Source organism: Chryseobacterium paridis (assembly GCF_016595215.1).
Lineage (GTDB): Bacteria > Bacteroidota > Bacteroidia > Flavobacteriales > Weeksellaceae > Chryseobacterium > Chryseobacterium paridis.
In genome coordinates, this window is the sequence record NZ_JAENHK010000008.1 from 119,602 (window position 1) to 136,799 (window position 17,198).

Consider the following 17,198-nt stretch of genomic DNA (forward strand, 5'->3'; position numbering starts at 1 on the left):
AACCATTAAGATGGTTAAGTTTTAAGATTATGAAGTTGAGATTGCTTCGTTCCTCGAAATGACGGAAATAAAATAAAAGAGACACATGAAAATCATGTGTCTCTTTTTCTATAATAATGTATTGTTGGTTATCCTATCTCAATACCATTTTCAACATTGCTGTCGTCTGGAGTAACGAAGGATAACTTACCATCTGGTTTAGTCGTTAATAAGAACATTCCCTGAGATTCAATTCCACGAATTTTTCTTGGTGCTAGGTTCAGCAAGATCATTACCTGCTTCCCAATCAATTCTTCCGGAGTAAAGCTTTCTGCCACCCCAGAAACAACAGTTCTGATATCAACACCTGTATCCACTTTGAACTTTAAAAGTTTATCAGCTTTTTCTACTTTTTCAGCTTCTAAAATAGTAGCTGTTCTTAAATCAATTTTTGAAAAATCGTCAAAAGTAATCTCCTCTTTCATTGGGTTGGCGTTAGGGTTTGTTTTCTTATTGTTTTGTTTTGTGTCTTCAAGCTTTTGGATTTGCGCTTCAATAACATCATCTTCTATTTTTGAGAAAAGTAGAGATGATTCATTGATAGTGTGTCCGCTTTCAATTAAAACAGATTTTGTTTCAATATCACTCCATTTTAATTTTTGAACATTGAACATGTTCAATAATTTTTCTGAACTGAAAGGCATAAAAGGTTCACAAAGCTGAGCAAGGGCCACAGCAATCTGAGCACCAACAAATAATGAATGTGCTGCCTTTTCAGGGTTGTCCTTAATGGTTTTCCAAGGCTCTTCAGTTTGAAGATATTGATTTCCGAAACGAGCTAAATTCATTAAAGCTGTTAAAGCATTTCTAAATTCATAGTTTTCTAAGAATCCTGAAATTTCTTTAGCCGACTTATTGATTTCATTGAGCTCAGGAGAATTCTGATCTCCTTGTGGAACAACTCCGTTATAATATTTATGAATAAGAACGGCAACTCTGTTAATGAAGTTACCAAAAATTCCTACCAATTCAGAATTATTTTTAGTCTGGAAATCTTTCCATGTAAAATTATTATCCTTTGTTTCAGGAGCAGATGAAAGCAGAGCATATCTCAAAACATCCTGTTGTCCTGGAAAATCTTCCACATATTCATGCGCCCACACCGCCCAGTTTCTTGATGTTGAAATTTTATCGTTTTCAAGATTCAGGAATTCAAATGCAGGAACATTTTTTGGCATAATGTAATCACCATGTGCTTTCATCATCGCCGGGAAAATAATACAGTGGAAAACAATATTGTCTTTCCCTATAAAGTGTATCAGGTCACTGTTTTCGCTTTGCCAGTAGTCTTTCCAGTCTTTTCCATTTTTCTCAGCCCATTCTTTAGTAAAAGAAATGTAGCCGATCGGTGCATCAAACCATACATAAAGTACTTTGCCTTCTGCATTCGGAAGTGGAACCGGAACTCCCCAGTTCAGGTCTCTGGTCATAGCACGAGGTTTTAGCCCATCATTTAACCATGATTTTACCTGTCCGTATACGTTAGGCTTCCAGTCATCTTTATGTCCTTCGATGATCCATTCATTTAAGAAATCTTCGTATTCATTTAAAGGAAGGTACCAGTTTTTGGTTTCTTTAAGAATCGGAACATTTCCGCTTAACATTGATTTTGGATTGATAAGCTCCGAAGGAGAAAGGGTAGTACCACATTTTTCGCATTGATCTCCGTAAGCATTTTCATTTCCACAATTGGGACATGTTCCTACGATATATCGGTCTGCTAAAAACTCGTTAGCCTGCTCATCAAAATATTGTTCAGAAACTTCTTCAGTAAATTTTCCTTTCTCATAAAGAGTTTTAAAGAAATCCTGACTGGTTTCATAATGGTTTTTGGAAGTTGTTCTTGAGTATTCATCAAAAGATATCCCCAAATCTGAAAAAGACTTTTTGATGATTTCGTGGTATTTGTCCACGATATCCTGAGGTGTAACCCCTTCTTTTTTTGCTCTTATGGTAATAGGAATTCCGTGCTCATCTGAACCACAGATAAACGCTACATCTTTTCCTGATCTTCTTTGAAATCTTGCGTAAACATCCGCAGGAATATAAACACCTGCCAAATGTCCTATATGAACCGGTCCGTTTGCGTAAGGCAAAGCTGCCGTAATCATCTTTCTGTTTGACATTTATAGTAATAATTTAACTACAAATATACGGAATATCTCCCGAAAATTCTTGATAGCCCTTAATATTAGCAACAATAAGCGATAATTGAGAAATAAATATTACATTTTGTTAAACATTTGTTTAACTATTTGTTAATACCGAAATAATGTTATGTATTGCATAAGATCGTGTAAACAGATGAAAAGCAGAAATCTAATCTTTGGGCCGCGTTTAATTTACATAAAATTATCTAAAGTTTTATTAAATTTATGATAATTCTAATTTTTTTCTAAATTGCAAGCACGGTTTTCACGCCATTATTACTACAAAAACGAAACTATATAAAAACAATATTGTGAGAAATTTTACAACGGTATTAAAAATTGCGCCTGCTTTTTTATTGGCTAGTTCAATGGTTTACGCACAAGACTCTGTGACCAAAGAAAAGAAAATAGAGGAAGTGGTGCTGATTGGATATGGGAAGCAAAAGAAATCGGACCTTACAGGTTCCATAACTTCTGTATCTTCGAAAGATTTTAACGGCGGTGCTACCTCTGCAGGACAGTTGATTCAAGGAAAGACTCCCGGAGTACAGATTACAAATAATAGTGGCGCGCCAGGTGCAGGAACAGCTATAAGGATTAGAGGAACCGCTTCCTTAAATGGTAACAACTCACCTTTAATCGTGATAGATGGTGTTCCACAGGATTTTGTAGGAGTAAACGGTGCATCTGATCCTTTATCATTAATTAATCCAAATGATATTGAAACCTTTGATATTTTAAAAGATGCCTCTGCTACTGCTATTTATGGTAACCGTGCTACTAATGGTGTTATTTTGATCACGACAAAAAAAGGAACTGCAGGTAGATTTAGAGTTAATTTTTCAACAGTAGCTTCAGTGTCTACAAAAATGGGAAATGTAGATGTTTTAAATGCTGACCAGTTTAGAGACTTTGTAAACACTTATGCTCCGGCAGCATATAAAACAAAACTTGGAAATGCAAATACAAACTGGCAGGATCAGATTTATCAGGCTGCTTGGGGAACAGATAATAATGTCGCATTTTCAGGAGGAATTAAAGGTTTGCCTTACCGTTTATCAATTGGTTATAACGAACAAAATGGTATTGTAAAAACCAATTCATTTAAGAGAACATCAGTAGGATTGAACTTAAACCCTAAATTTTTTGATAATCATTTATCTGTGAATGTAAGTACAAAAGGAACTTTCACAGATAATAGATTTGTAGATGGAGGGGTTATTAAGTCTGCTACTTATTTTGATCCTACGCAACCTGTATATTCTGGAAACTCTAATTTCGGGGGATATTATGAATGGTTAGATGCTGGATCTGTAAATGGATTTAATGTTAATTCGACTTCGAATCCTTTGGGGATGATTGATGGAATTCATGATGTTTCATCTGTTTTAAGAGGTTTAGGAAATATACAATTAGACTATAAATTTCACTTTCTGCCTGATTTGCATTTTAACGTAAATGCTGGTTATGATTATACAAGAAGTGATGGGCAGAAAAAGGTTAGCCCATTATATAGACCTGGGGCTAATGATATAGGAAGTTCTTCTATCTATAGAATGGAGAAAAAGAATAAGTTATTAGAAACTTATTTTAATTATGTTAAGAATATTTCTGCAATCAATACAGGAATTGATCTTACTGCCGGTTATTCATATCAGGATTTCCGTACCATTATACCAGGATCAATTAATTACAAAGGGAATGCCCCTACGAAAATTAATAATGATTTTGAGACACAAAATACTCTGATATCATTTTACGGAAGGGCTATATTTACCATTGCGAATAAATATATTGTTTCCGGATCTTTAAGAAGAGATGGCTCTTCCCGATTTTTTAACGGCACGAAGGATAACCTTTGGGGTAATTTCCCAGGAGTATCTCTTGCTTGGAAGTTAAATGAAGAAAGCTTTATTAAAAATATTTCTTCAATCAGTACCTTGAAACTAAGAGCTGGATGGGGAAAAACAGGACAGCAGGAATTACCTGGTTTGGATGGTAACAGACCTTTTAATTATCCGGCTTATGCTGCTTATAATCCAAGTAATGATGGAGCATACTATCAATTTGGAAATCAGTATTACTATATGTTTAGACCGAATATATATAATCCAAACCTTACCTGGGAAACTACTACTACAAAGAACTTAGGAGTAGATTATGGGTTCTTAAATAATAGAATTTTCGGTTCAATAGATTTATTCCAAAAAGATACTGAAAAGCTATTGGTACTTTCTCCAATTGCAGCAGGTGATTTAAGTAATCAAAACTTGCTGAATGTGGGTAATATGAAAAATAAAGGAATTGAAGGTAGTATCACAGTTGTTCCTATAAAAAATTCAAATACAACCTGGGAATTGAGTTTTAATGCAACACATTACAAACCGGAAATAACAAACCTTTTAGAAAGGGCAGATAAAACTTTTAATATTCCGGTAGGAGGAATTGATGGAGGTTCAGGAAATACGATCCAGGCCCATGCTGTAGGGTATGCTCCTAATGCTTTCTGGGTTTATCAACAGGTCTATGACAATAATGGAAAACCTCTAGATGGAGTATTTGTTGATAGAAATGGAGATGGAGTTATAAATACTGCTGACAAATACTATTATAAGTCTACAACACCTGATGCAATTTTAGGATTCTCGACTAAGGTTTCCTATAAGGATTGGGATTTTGGTTTAAGTGCCAGAGCTGTATTAGGAAATTATGTTTACAATAATGCAGCATCAAATAGTTCACTGCAGTCGGCCTCTACTAATGAATATCTTCAAAATGTTTATTCTACTGCACCAACTTATCAGTTTTCGCTACCACAATACTTTTCAGATGTTTATGTGGAAAATGCTTCATTCTTAAGATTAGATAATATTAATATCGGATACAATTTTGGTGAGGTATTCTCTAAAGGAAGTAGCCTGAGAGTATATGGTATGGCTCAGAATGTTTTTGTTATAACAAAATATTCGGGGATAGATCCTGAGGTTTTCAATGGGATAGATAATGGTTATTACCAAATGCCTAGAATTTATTCACTAGGTCTTAATTTTCAATTTTAATTAGCAGTAAAATGAAATCAAATAAAAAAATTAAAAATATATTTTTAACAGCCTCTTTTATTGGGTTGTTATCAGTTACGTCATGTGTTAACGACCTGGAAAGGGAACCTATTACAGATATCACTTCTGCAAATGTATACAAGGATTTTGGAAATTATCCTAATCTTTTGGCTAAGCTTTATGGAGGATTAGCAATGGGTGGACAGGTGAGCGGTGATGGAGCTAATTATCCTGATACAGATATTAATGGGATTAATGGAGGATTTTCTCAGTATACACGTTTGATGTATACGATGAATGTTATATCTACAGATGAAGCTGTAATTGCGTGGAATGATGGTAACCTACATACGATTCATAAAATGACCTGGGATTCCTCTAATGAATTTATTTCAGCTTTATATTATAGAATCTTTACTGAAATAGCTTTTTGTAATGAATTTTTGAGGAATGTAACAGATGAAAAATTGGCAGAAAACAATATTACCGGTGATAATCTGGCTCAAGCTAAATTAATGCGTACAGAAGCAAGGTTTTTAAGAGCACAATCTTATTATCATGCATTGGATATGTTTGGAAATGTCCCGTTTGTAAAGGAAGATTATCTTCCAGGATCTGTAAATCCACCGCAAAGAATTGAAAGAGCAGCTTTATTCAATTTTGTTGAACAGGAATTGTTGGCTTGTAGCAATGATTTAAAAGACCCGAAAGCTAATGTATATGGTAGGGCAGACAAAGCGGCAGCTTGGTCACTATTAGCTAGACTATATTTAAATGCTTCAGTATATACAGGAACACAAAGAAATAATGACTGTATTACTTACTGTAATAAAGTTATTGGAGCTGGTTATTCTTTGAAACCTAAATATGGAGATTTGTTTCTTGCAGACAACAATGTAAATAATCCTGAAGCTATTTTCTCAATTAATTTTGATGGGGTAAACACCCAAACCAATGGTGGAACTACGTATCTGGTTCATGCAGCTATTGGTGGATCAATGCAAGCTTCCGATTATGGTGTAAATGGAGGCTGGGGTGGTCTTAGAACGACAAAAGCATTTGTTGCTAAATTTCCTGCAAATGGTGCAGATAAAAGAGGTAATTTCTTTACTACAGACCAAAATCTGGAAATTAACGATTTAGGTTCATTTAATGATGGTTATGCATTTGTTAAGTTTAAAAATATTAAAAGTAATGGAGCAGCTGGAGCTGATAAAACTTGGGTAGAAGCTGATATTCCATTATACCGTTTAGCAGATATTTATTTAATGTATGCAGAAGCAACTCTTAGGGGTGGAAATGGAAGCCTGGCGACTGCTATTAGCTATGTTAATCAATTAAGAGAGCGTGCTTACGGAAATGCTAGTGGAGACGTTACTTCTATAAACTTAGACTTTATTTTAGATGAGAGATCAAGAGAATTATCTTGGGAAATGACGAGAAGGACTGATCTTATTCGTTTTGGAAAATTTACTACAGGAGATTATTTATGGCCTTGGAAAGGAAATGTAAAAGATGGAAAAGCAGTCGAAAACTTTAGAAATCTTTTCCCTATTCCAGCAAAAGATCTGGTGGCTAATCCAAACTTGATTCAAAATCCTGGTTATTAATTTAAAACAGCATTTAGAAATGAAACATTTTTTTAAAATAGTAACAATTGCATTGTTAGGCCTTTGGGTTATTTCTTGTGAAAAAGATGAAGATCAGGCCATACTTAATGAAAGTAGCCAAGCTAAACTTTCTTCTGATAAAACGAGTATTGTACTAAATGAAATAACAGCTGGTGATGCAGCAATTAGTTTTACCTGGATAAATCCAACCTTCAATACAGCTATTGTACCAAAAAGGCAGATTGAATTTGGGGTTAAAGGAAAGAGCTTTAAGGATAGTTCGGTTATTGATGTTAGTAATGATGTAACTAATGTCTCCATAACTCATGCTCAAATGAATGCAGCAATGTATAGCTGTGGAGCTACTCCAGATATTTCGAATCAAATTGAAGTTAGATTAAAAACAATTGCAGGATCCGCTTTTTTCTATTCGAATGTTGTGAATATTACTGTCACTCCTTATACACCGAACCCGGATTTGGTTTATCCTAAGATAAACGTTCCGGGAGCATATGCAGGGGCAGCAGGATATGCTGATTGGACCCCTGATAATTCTCCCAATTTATTTTCACCAGGAAAAGATGGAAAATATAGAGGATTTATCTATGTAACAACTTTGGCAAGTGATAAAGGCAAATATAAATTTGCGATTGATCAAGCTTGGCCTGGAAACAAAGGAGATGATGGTACTAATACTGGAAAATTAAAAGTTGATGGTGCAGATATAGTAGCAAGTGCTATTGGAACTCATTATTTAAAGGTTGATTGGACAGCCAATACCTATTCGGCTGTAGCAGCTAACTTTGGAATTATTGGGGATGCGACGCCTACTGGATGGAATTCAGATACAGATTTTGTATATAATCCTGTTACCAAAAAGTATGAGATACCTTCAATTCAATTGTCTAGTACAGGATTATTTAAGTTCAGGGCTAATGACGATTGGGCAATGAAGTTTCAACCTGCCAATGCTGACCAGACACTGGTTTCTGGGACAGGAGTTATGACATACCTTAATACTGAAGGCACTGTAACTGGTGATTCAGGTTATAAGGTTGCTGTTACGGGAGCATATAAAATAGAATTGGATTTACATAATTCAGCTAATTACAAATTAACGATTACAAAATTATAGAACAGGCTGAGATGCCTGATAAAGTGTTGCTAAAAAGCAACACTTTATTTATTAAACATATAAATAGTCATTATGAAGAAAATTACAGTTGGAGCTTTATTGTTCTCAATGATGTTTGCGGGTGTTAATGCACAAACTTTAAAATCACCGGACGGAAAGTTCGAAATGGACTTTCAGCTTAAGCAGGGGGTACCATATTATAATTTAAAATATAATGGGGCAGTAGTTGTTGAAGATTCTAAATTGGGACTGAGACTATTTAAAGACTCAGCTATTAAATTTGCCTCTGAAATTGCTAAATCAGAGGATGCGAAATTTGATCTGAATAACGGTTTTACAAAAACAGATGAAAAAAGGGATTCTAAAAATGAAACCTGGCAGCCAGTATTGGGTGAGAAGAAAAATTACATCAATAATTATAATGAATTAGCAGTCACTTTGAATCAGGCATCTTCGGATAGAAGTATCGTGGTAAAATTCAGATTGTTTAATGATGGTTTAGGATTCAGATATGAATTTCCACAACAGAAGAATCTGAATTACTTTGTCATCAGAGAAGAAGATTCTGAAATTGATTTTCCAACAGATATGAAAGCATGGTGGATCGTAGCAGATTATGATTCCCAGGAATATCAATATCAGGAAACAAAAATTTCTGAAATTCCTACAAGATGGGATAAAGCATTTGATGCCAATGCTTCTCAGTCATTGGTTAAAAATGCGGTTCAGTCTCCTTTAATGTTGAAGAAAGAAGGGAAGAGCCCTTTGTATGTTAATGTTGCAGAAGCAGCTGTTCTTGATTATCCGGCATCGCATTTAGAAGTAGATGCTCAGAATTTTAAATTCAAAACACATCTTACAGCCGACAGGCAGGGAGCAAAAGGGTACATCCAGACTCCATCTGTTACGCCTTGGAGAACGATTATCGTTTCACCAAAAGCGGAAGAAGTGATGGATTCAAAAATGATTTTCAATCTTAATGAACCTACTAAGTATACAGATACCTCTTATATCCACCCTACAAAATACATGGGTGTATGGTGGGAAATGATCATTGGTAAATCTCAGTGGGCTTATTCTACAGCAGAAAATGTTCATTTAGGTAAAACTGATTTTACAAAATTAACTCCAAACGGAAAGCATGCTGCGAACAATACAAAGGTTAAAGAATACATTGACTTTGCCGCTGAAAATGGTTTCCAGGGGCTGTTGATTGAAGGCTGGAACGTTGGTTGGGAAGACTGGTTCGGACATTCAAAAGAGTTTGTTTTTGATTTCATTACACCTTATCCGGATTTCGATATCAAAATGCTAAATGACTATGCCCACTCAAAAGGAATTAAACTGATCATGCACCACGAAACCTCTGGTTCAGCAACGAATTATGAAAGATGGTCCGACAAAGCATTCCAATTGATGAATAAATATGGATATGATGCTGTAAAAACGGGTTATGTAGGTGATATTATTCCAAGAGGAGAACACCATTATTCTCAGTGGACTATTAATCACTTCTACAGAATTGCTGAGAAAGCAAATGAATATAAAATCATGGTTAATTCTCATGAATCTGTACGTCCGACTGGAGAAAGCCGTACCTATCCGAATTACATTTCTGCTGAAGCAGCTCGTGGAACAGAATATGAAGCATTCGGAGGAAATAATGCAGATCACCAAACGATCTTACCATTCACAAGATGGATGGGAGGTTCAATGGATTATACGCCGGGAATTTTCCAGACTAAGCTGGATTATTACTTCCCTGGGGATAAACGTTTTGTGAAAACCACTTTAGTAAAACAATTGGCATTATATGTTACAATGTATATGCCACTTCAGATGGCGGCTGATTTACCTGAGAACTACAAAAAGCATATGGATGCTTTCCAGTTCATCAAAGATGTAGCAGCAGATTGGGATGATACGAAAATCCTGGCTGCAGAACCTGGAGATTATGTGATCACAGCAAGAAAAGCTAAAGGAACTTCAAACTGGTTTGTAGGAGGAATCACTGACGAAAACAAACGAGAATACACGGTAGATTTTTCATTCCTGGATAAAGGTCAGAAATATGAGGCAACAATTTATGAAGATGGAAAAGACGCTGATTATATAAACAATCCACAAAGTTATAACATCTACAAAAAAGAGATCACAAGCAAATCTAAGATCAATTTTAAAATGGTACGAAGTGGAGGTTTTGCAATTTCCATTAAACCCATAAAATAAATTTTAAGCATTACCTTAAAACTTAAACCTTACAGGTGTATGATCCTGTAAGGTTTTTTTAAACCAATCCATTATGAAAAAACTATATGTAATATTGGCTCTCTCGGCGGTTTCATTTGCTTTCTCACAATTAAAAACGTTGGAAAGAGTAGAACCTGCTTTTTGGTGGAAGGGAATGAAAAATCCTGAACTTCAAATATTGGTTTACGGAAAAAATATCGCAGATCATGAGATTGAACTTTCAAATGGTATTAAAATTAAGGATATCCAGAAAGTGGAAAATCCCAATTATGTCTTTCTTACTGTTAACACAGATGAAATAAATGTCCCTGAATTTAAGATCAACATAAGAAAAGGAAAAGAGAACATAGCCTCTTATTCTTATGAACTTAAAGAAAGAAATTCCAATTCGGCAAATCGCGAATCATATACTTCCAAAGATGTCATGTATCTGATCATGCCGGATCGTTTTGCTAATGGTGATGAAAAGAATGACTCACGTCCTGATCTTACTGAAAAAGCAAACAGAAATCTACCAAACGGAAGACATGGCGGAGATCTTCGCGGGATTATTAATAATCTTGATTATATTCAAAATTTAGGAGCTACTGCGGTATGGCTGACTCCGGTAACTGAAGATAATGAAAAGGTGTATTCTTATCATGGATATGCGCAAACGGACCTTTATAAAATCGATGGACGTTATGGAACGAACGAAGAATACCGTGAGCTTTCCCGTCAACTGAACAAACGAAAAATGAAATTAGTGCTGGATTATGTCACCAATCACTGGGGAGTTTCCCACTGGATGATCAAGGATTTGCCTACCAAAGATTGGATTCATTGGTTTAAAGAAGGAGAGAATGGTTTCTACCGCTCCAATTATAAAACCACCACTCAGTTTGATACCAATGCATCTGAAATTGATACAAAATATGCACTAGATGGATGGTTTGATAAGACGATGCCAGATATTAATCAAAAAAATCCTTTGGTTTTAAAATATTTGATACAAAATGCGATCTGGTGGATTGAATATGCTGAGTTAGGAGGATTTCGTGTAGACACCTATCCTTATAATGATAAAGAAGCAATGGCAAAATGGGCTAAAGCAATTACCGATGAATATCCCAAATTCAATATCGTTGGAGAAACATGGCTGTATACGGCTGGACAAATTTCAGCCTGGCAGAAAGATTCAAAAACAGGAGAAGCGGCTCACTATAATTCCAATCTCCCTTCTGTAATGGATTTCATGTTGTATGGTGATCTATCTAAAGCACTTACCGGAAAAAATAGTTGGGATAGTGGACTGATTAAATTGTATAATGTTTTTACTAGTGATTTTCTTTATCCAGACATCAATAATGTAATGGTATTTTTTGAAAACCATGATACCGAAAGGTGGAATGAAATTTTTAAAGATAATCCGGAAGCATATAAGATGGCTTTAACTGTTATTTCTACTGTCCGTGGGATTCCACAAATTTACTATGGTTCGGAAATTGGAATGCGGGGGAATAAGAAGAAAGGTGGTGATGCTGATATCCGTAGAGACTTTCCGGGAGGATGGAAATCTGACCGTCAAAATGCTTTCAATCCTGCAACTCAAACTGAAAAGCAGAAAGAATTCTATACATTTACCCAAAAACTATTGAACTGGCGAAAAGGCAAAGAAGTTATTCATACCGGAAAAACCAAAAATTATATTCCCCAAGACAATGTTTTCGTATATTTCAGGTACAATGAAAAAGACAGTGTTATGGTCGTTCTGAATAACAATAAAAAAGAACAGGTTTTGGATTTAAAGCGATTTGCCGAATCTCTCGGTACGGTTAAAAAAGGAAAAGATATCATTTCAGGAAAGGAATTTTCATTAAAGAATGTGATCACAGTCCCAGCAAAAACATCGTTAGTCATTGAATTACAAAAATAATTGCATCAATTTATTTAAATTAGAATATGAGAAAAATAACAATCATTTATACACTGGTGCTTCTGGTGTTTACCGCAACTCATTTTTCAGCACAGTCTAAATTTGAAAAAGATAAGACGGAGATTGGAACTATGCTTGACGGCTTTAATGTAGCTGCAGCGAAGGCAGATTTCAATGCTTATTTTAATTATTTTGCTGACGAATCAACATTCATTGGAACAGACGCTACTGAAGTATGGGATAAAAAAGCCTTTATGGTTTGGGCGAAACCCTACTTTGATAAAAAAAGAACCTGGAATTTTACATCATTAAAAAGAAATGTTTATTTCAGCAAAGATGGAAAACTAGCATGGTTTGATGAATTATTAGATACTCAGATGAAGATTTGCCGTGGTTCAGGTGTTGTAGAAAAAATAAACGGAAGCTGGAAAGTAAAACAATACGTTCTTTCCGTTACGGTTCCAAATGATGTGGTAGATAAAGTGGTGGCTGAGAAAGCACCCATTGAAGATGTACTTTTACAGCAATTGAAAACCAAATAAGATACAATGGCCAAAAAAGTAAAACCAAACCTTTCTATGACCCAGATCATCAATATGAGCATGGGTTTTTTAGGAATTCAAATGGCTTTCGGTTTGCAGAATGGAAATGCCAGTCGGATTCTTGCCAATTTTGGAGCAGATGTCCATGAATTATCCTGGTTTTGGCTGGTCGCACCTGTTACTGGATTGATTGTACAACCTATTATAGGACATATGGGAGATAATACCTGGAGTCCCTTGGGAAGAAGGAAGCCTTACTTCTTAATAGGAGCCATTTTGTGCGCAATCGGTTTGGTGTTACTTCCTAATGCTGCTTCCGCAACCCATATGATGGCTGCAAATGTTTTACTGTTAGCTGTTATCTTTTTAGCAATGATGGATGCATCCATTAATGTTGCCATGGAGCCTTTCCGCGCTTTAGTAGGAGATATGCTTCCTAAACATCAGGGAACAATTGGATTTTCAGTTCAAACAATTTTGATTGGTATTGGAGCTGTTATTGGTTCTTATTTGCCTGATTGGTTGACACGATGGGGTATTTCTAATGAAGCCCAACCTGGTTTTGTAGCGGATAATGTAATTTATGCCTTTTATATTGGGGCAGGAGTACTTTTGTTAAGTATTCTTTATACCATAGTCAGCACAAAAGAATATTCTCCAAAAGAGTTTGCTGAATTTGAAAATGGAAAAGAGATCGTTGAGGAGCCTTCAAAGTTTACTGATATTTTCAAAGATTTTGCTAAAATCCCTTCACTCATGAAGAAATTGGGTGCTGTGCAATTTTTCTCATGGTTTGCTCTTTTTACAATGTGGGTATTTACAACAAGTGCTTTAGCAACTCATCATTTTGGACTTTCACCACAGGATACTCATTCTGTTGAGTTTAATAAAGCAGGAGATTTTACAGGAAAATTATTTGGATATTATAATTTATGGGCTATTCCCTTTGCATTTTTACTGACACCAATAGCTAAAGTAATCGGAAAAAAACAGACCCATGCACTTGCTCTCCTCTGCGGTGGCGTAGGATTGATTTCTATGTATTTTATCAAAGATGTAAGCTATCTTAAGATTTCAATGATAGGACTTGGTTTTGCGTGGGCAAGTATTTTGGCTATGCCTTATGCAATGCTAATTGATGCAATTCCACAAAAGAAGATGGGAGTATATATGGGAATTTTTAATTTCTTCATTGTTATTCCACAGATTATCAACGGGCTTTTTGGTGGACCTATTGTAAGCGGATTCTTTGGGAATTATGCAATTGGGTATGTTGTTGTAGGAGGTGTTTGTATGTTGCTTGGAGCTATCCTTACGATGATTTTTATTAAATCAGAAGATGAAACACCTAAAGAAATTGAGGAAGAAATTCAACAGGTACATTTTTAATTTTATATTAAAAATAATACATCAAATATTAGAAGTTAGAAGGCAGCAATACAATTTATGTCGAAAATATATCAATAGGAGCGGGCTTTAGCCCGCTCTTCTAATATTATACATTCCAATGGCTTTAGCCAAAAGATAATTTTAAATCTCGCAGATTTTGCAGATAACGCAGATTTGATTTTTATGATGAGGTGAAATCTATTTAATTTATAAAGTTCATATATCCACATCGAATCCTTGTTCTTTATTTATACAATCAATTGGAATTTAATATTTTATTAAGCTAGGCTAGGTTTTAAATCTTTAATTTAGATAGATTAAATTTAAATGAATGTACGATATCATTATCATAGGAAGTGGAGCAGGAGGAGCAACAATGGCTTATAGACTGGCAGATAGTGGAAAGAGAATTTTAGTTTTAGAAAGAGGAGATTATGTACCTGTTGAAAAAGAGAACTGGGATTCGATAGAAGTTTTTGAGAAAAACAGATATACGACAACAGATTTTTGGTTGGATAAGCATGGAAAACCATTTCGTCCCGGAATGCATTATAATGTAGGTGGAAATACCAAATTTTATGGAGCTGCTTTATTTCGTTTAAGGGAAGAAGATTTTAAAGAAATCAAACATTATGGCGGGACTTCACCAGCTTGGCCTATTCAATATGAAGATTTAAAGGATTACTATCTGGAAGCTGAAAAGCTTTTCCATGTTCATGGTAAAAGAGGATCTGATCCTACGGAGCCTTTTGATTCAGAACCCTATCCCAATCCACCATTACCCCACGAACCAAGAATTCAGGAAATTGTGGATGAATTAACCAATTACGGTTGGCATCCTTTTGAATTACCAGTTGGGGTTAACTTTGAACCTCATAAAACAGCAAATGCACCCTACACATTAGATCGGTTTGATGGTTTTCCAGATGCGGCTGAAAGAAAAGGTGATGCTCATCTTTGTTCGTTGTCAAAAGCTTTAGAGAATCCTAATGTAGAGTTGATGACCAATGCAAAAGTATTGAAATTGAATACGGATAGCACTGGAAAGAAGATTTCTGAAGTTTTGATAGAACAGAATGGAGAAATAAAAATAGTAACTGCTGATCTGGTCATACTTTCTGCTGGTGCAATTAATTCTGCCGCTATTTTATTAGAAAGTAAAAATGAACAATTCCCTAATGGCATTGCCAACAGTTCTGATCAGGTAGGAAGAAATTATATGTTTCATCAGAATACAGCATTGGTTGCGCTTTATACAGAGCCCAATCCTACAAAATTCGGAAAGACATTTGGCGTTAATGATTTTTACCATGCCAACAAAGGGTATGAATTTCCATTAGGACATATTCAAATGCTAGGGAAATCTGATGAACATCAGATTAAAGCAGATAGTCCGATTCCGGCACCTGGTTTTACTTTTGAATTGATGGCTAAACATGCAGTGGATTTTTGGCTGACATCAGAAGACTTGCCGGATCCTGAAAACAGAGTTACTGTGGAAAGTGGACAGATCAAAATCACCTATTCTGAAAACAATCAAAAAGGGCATGAGTTATTAAAAGCCGAATTGATCAAAGCTTTAAAAGCGTCAGGGAAATTTGAGAGTTTTTTATTCAAAGGTTTTTACTTCAGTAAAGGAATGGATGTCGCATCTCCTGCTCATCAGAATGGAACGACGAAAATGGGAACAGATCCTAAAACTTCTGTAGTTGATATCAACTGTAAAGCACATGATTTAGAAAACCTTTATATTGTAGATGGTGGTTTTTTTGTTTCCAGTGGAGCAGTAAATCCGGCTCTTACTATTATTGCGATGGCCTTGCGTGTTGGAGATTATATTAAAAACCAGATTCTTCGGTAATGAATTCTAAAACAGTTACCATTGTTGTTGTCTATTTATTGGCTTTTTTAACAGGAGTTAATTTTGTAGTATTTCCGGCATTGGGAACTGCTTTTACAGATCAATCCTTATTTGGATTAACTTCATCACAGTTTGGAAATCTCTTTATACCCCAGGTGATCTGTATTATTATTTCTTGCCTGGGAGCTCCATTTTTAGTTAATAAAATAGGACCAAAGATCGTTTTGATCTGTGGACTGCTATTGATGATTATATCAACAGGGAGTTTGTGGATACTTCATTATTTTATGAATGAAAAATCTATATTATTTCCTGTGCTAATGATTTTAGTGGCGTTTACAGGAACAGGTTTTGGGCTTTCTATCACCACTTTAAACCCTTTAGCAGCCAGTCTATTTGAAGATAAAAGATCCTCTGCCATTTTAATCTTACAATTTCTGGTCGGATTAGGGACTTCTACTTCTCCTTTAATGATGAACTTTATTGGTGATGTCAACAATTGGATGTATGTTCCCGGCAGTATATTTATTGTTGTAGCGATTGCCTTTGTTGCTTTTTTATTTTTAAAATTAGAAAAAGGAACATTTTTCGAACTTCCTGGACATTTTAAAATCCCAACAAAATTATGGTTTTTCTTTATCACGATTATTTTATATGGCTTTATAGAAGGTACTTTTGGGAGCTTTGGGGGAATTATACTTAAAACTCAAGGTTTAGATAATAGCAAAGCCAGCCTTGGACTTTCCTTATTTTGGGGAGGTATTGCTTTGAACAGATTGTTATTTGGGATTTTTTCAAAAAAATTCAATTTATCATATATTTTTCTAACCGCTCCTTTATGTGTAGCAGGGCTAATTTTCATAATGTTAATAGACCATAATGTGAAGATTCTTTTGTTATTGATGTTCTTCATTGGTTTTTTTATGGGAAGCATTTTTCCCGGATCTATTGGTTGGGGCACTGTGGAGTTTCCAATGCTCTCCGTATTAGTTTCTGGATTTTTGATGGCCGCGAATCAAATCGGAACGGGTATCGTAACGAATGTTTTAGGTAACTTTTCAAATGATACTTCTCTCATCTTGAAATTTCTCACCTTTTTTATGCTCATCATCTGTGTTTTGCTCTTTTATCTTAAAAGAAATTCTAAAATTAAAGAAGCCTTTTAATAACCAATTTGAAATTTAGAAATCTGCGTTATCTGCGAGATTTAAAATTATGTTTCGGCTAAAACCATTTGAATATATAATA

The 17,198-nt window shown here is 35.1% G+C and carries 10 protein-coding genes; 9 read left to right on the plus strand and 1 reads right to left on the minus strand.

Features of this window, described 5'->3' with window-relative positions:
- Positions 1 to 128: 128 nt before the first annotated feature.
- The gene (gene metG, locus JHL15_RS09105) at positions 129 to 2,165 is read right to left on the minus strand and encodes a methionine--tRNA ligase (protein WP_200245213.1); all 2,037 of its coding nucleotides are present in this window, start codon (positions 2,163 to 2,165) and stop codon (positions 129 to 131) included.
- A gap of 335 nt (positions 2,166 to 2,500) precedes the next feature.
- Here metG and JHL15_RS09110 point away from each other — a divergent pair, with 335 nt between their 5' ends.
- The 9 genes from JHL15_RS09110 to JHL15_RS09150 all read left to right on the plus strand — a co-directional run bounded on the left by JHL15_RS09110 (position 2,501) and on the right by JHL15_RS09150 (position 17,116).
- Positions 2,501 to 5,248, plus strand: a complete 2,748-nt coding sequence (locus tag JHL15_RS09110) for a SusC/RagA family TonB-linked outer membrane protein (protein ID WP_200245215.1) — start codon at positions 2,501 to 2,503, stop codon at positions 5,246 to 5,248.
- A gap of 11 nt (positions 5,249 to 5,259) precedes the next feature.
- Positions 5,260 to 6,858: a RagB/SusD family nutrient uptake outer membrane protein gene (locus JHL15_RS09115; RefSeq protein WP_200245217.1), complete on the plus strand. Its 1,599-nt coding sequence runs from the start codon at positions 5,260 to 5,262 to the stop codon at positions 6,856 to 6,858.
- Positions 6,859 to 6,877: 19 nt separating this feature from the next.
- A complete protein-coding gene (locus tag JHL15_RS09120; RefSeq protein ID WP_200245219.1) occupies positions 6,878 to 7,993 on the plus strand; it encodes a SusE domain-containing protein in 1,116 nt (371 codons plus the stop codon).
- Positions 7,994 to 8,065: 72 nt separating this feature from the next.
- Entirely contained in the window at positions 8,066 to 10,222 is a 2,157-nt protein-coding gene (locus JHL15_RS09125; RefSeq protein WP_200245220.1) for a glycoside hydrolase family 97 protein, read from the plus strand.
- Between the two features lie 73 nt (positions 10,223 to 10,295).
- Positions 10,296 to 12,158 (plus strand): glycoside hydrolase family 13 protein, encoded by a 1,863-nt coding sequence (locus tag JHL15_RS09130; protein ID WP_200245221.1) that lies wholly within the window; start codon positions 10,296 to 10,298, stop codon positions 12,156 to 12,158.
- Between the two features lie 26 nt (positions 12,159 to 12,184).
- Positions 12,185 to 12,700: a nuclear transport factor 2 family protein gene (locus JHL15_RS09135; RefSeq protein ID WP_200245222.1), complete on the plus strand. Its 516-nt coding sequence runs from the start codon at positions 12,185 to 12,187 to the stop codon at positions 12,698 to 12,700.
- A 6-nt stretch (positions 12,701 to 12,706) separates the two neighbouring features.
- Positions 12,707 to 14,089, plus strand: coding sequence for an MFS transporter (locus tag JHL15_RS09140; protein WP_200245223.1), 1,383 nt, complete (start codon positions 12,707 to 12,709; stop codon positions 14,087 to 14,089).
- A 331-nt stretch (positions 14,090 to 14,420) separates the two neighbouring features.
- Positions 14,421 to 15,950 carry a GMC oxidoreductase gene (locus JHL15_RS09145; protein ID WP_200245225.1) on the plus strand — a complete coding sequence of 510 codons (1,530 nt, stop codon included), beginning with the start codon at positions 14,421 to 14,423 and terminating at the stop codon, positions 15,948 to 15,950.
- Positions 15,950 to 17,116, plus strand: a complete 1,167-nt coding sequence (locus tag JHL15_RS09150; protein ID WP_200245228.1) for an MFS transporter — start codon at positions 15,950 to 15,952, stop codon at positions 17,114 to 17,116. Before JHL15_RS09145 ends, JHL15_RS09150 begins: the two co-directional genes overlap by 1 nt.
- Positions 17,117 to 17,198 lie beyond the last annotated feature (82 nt).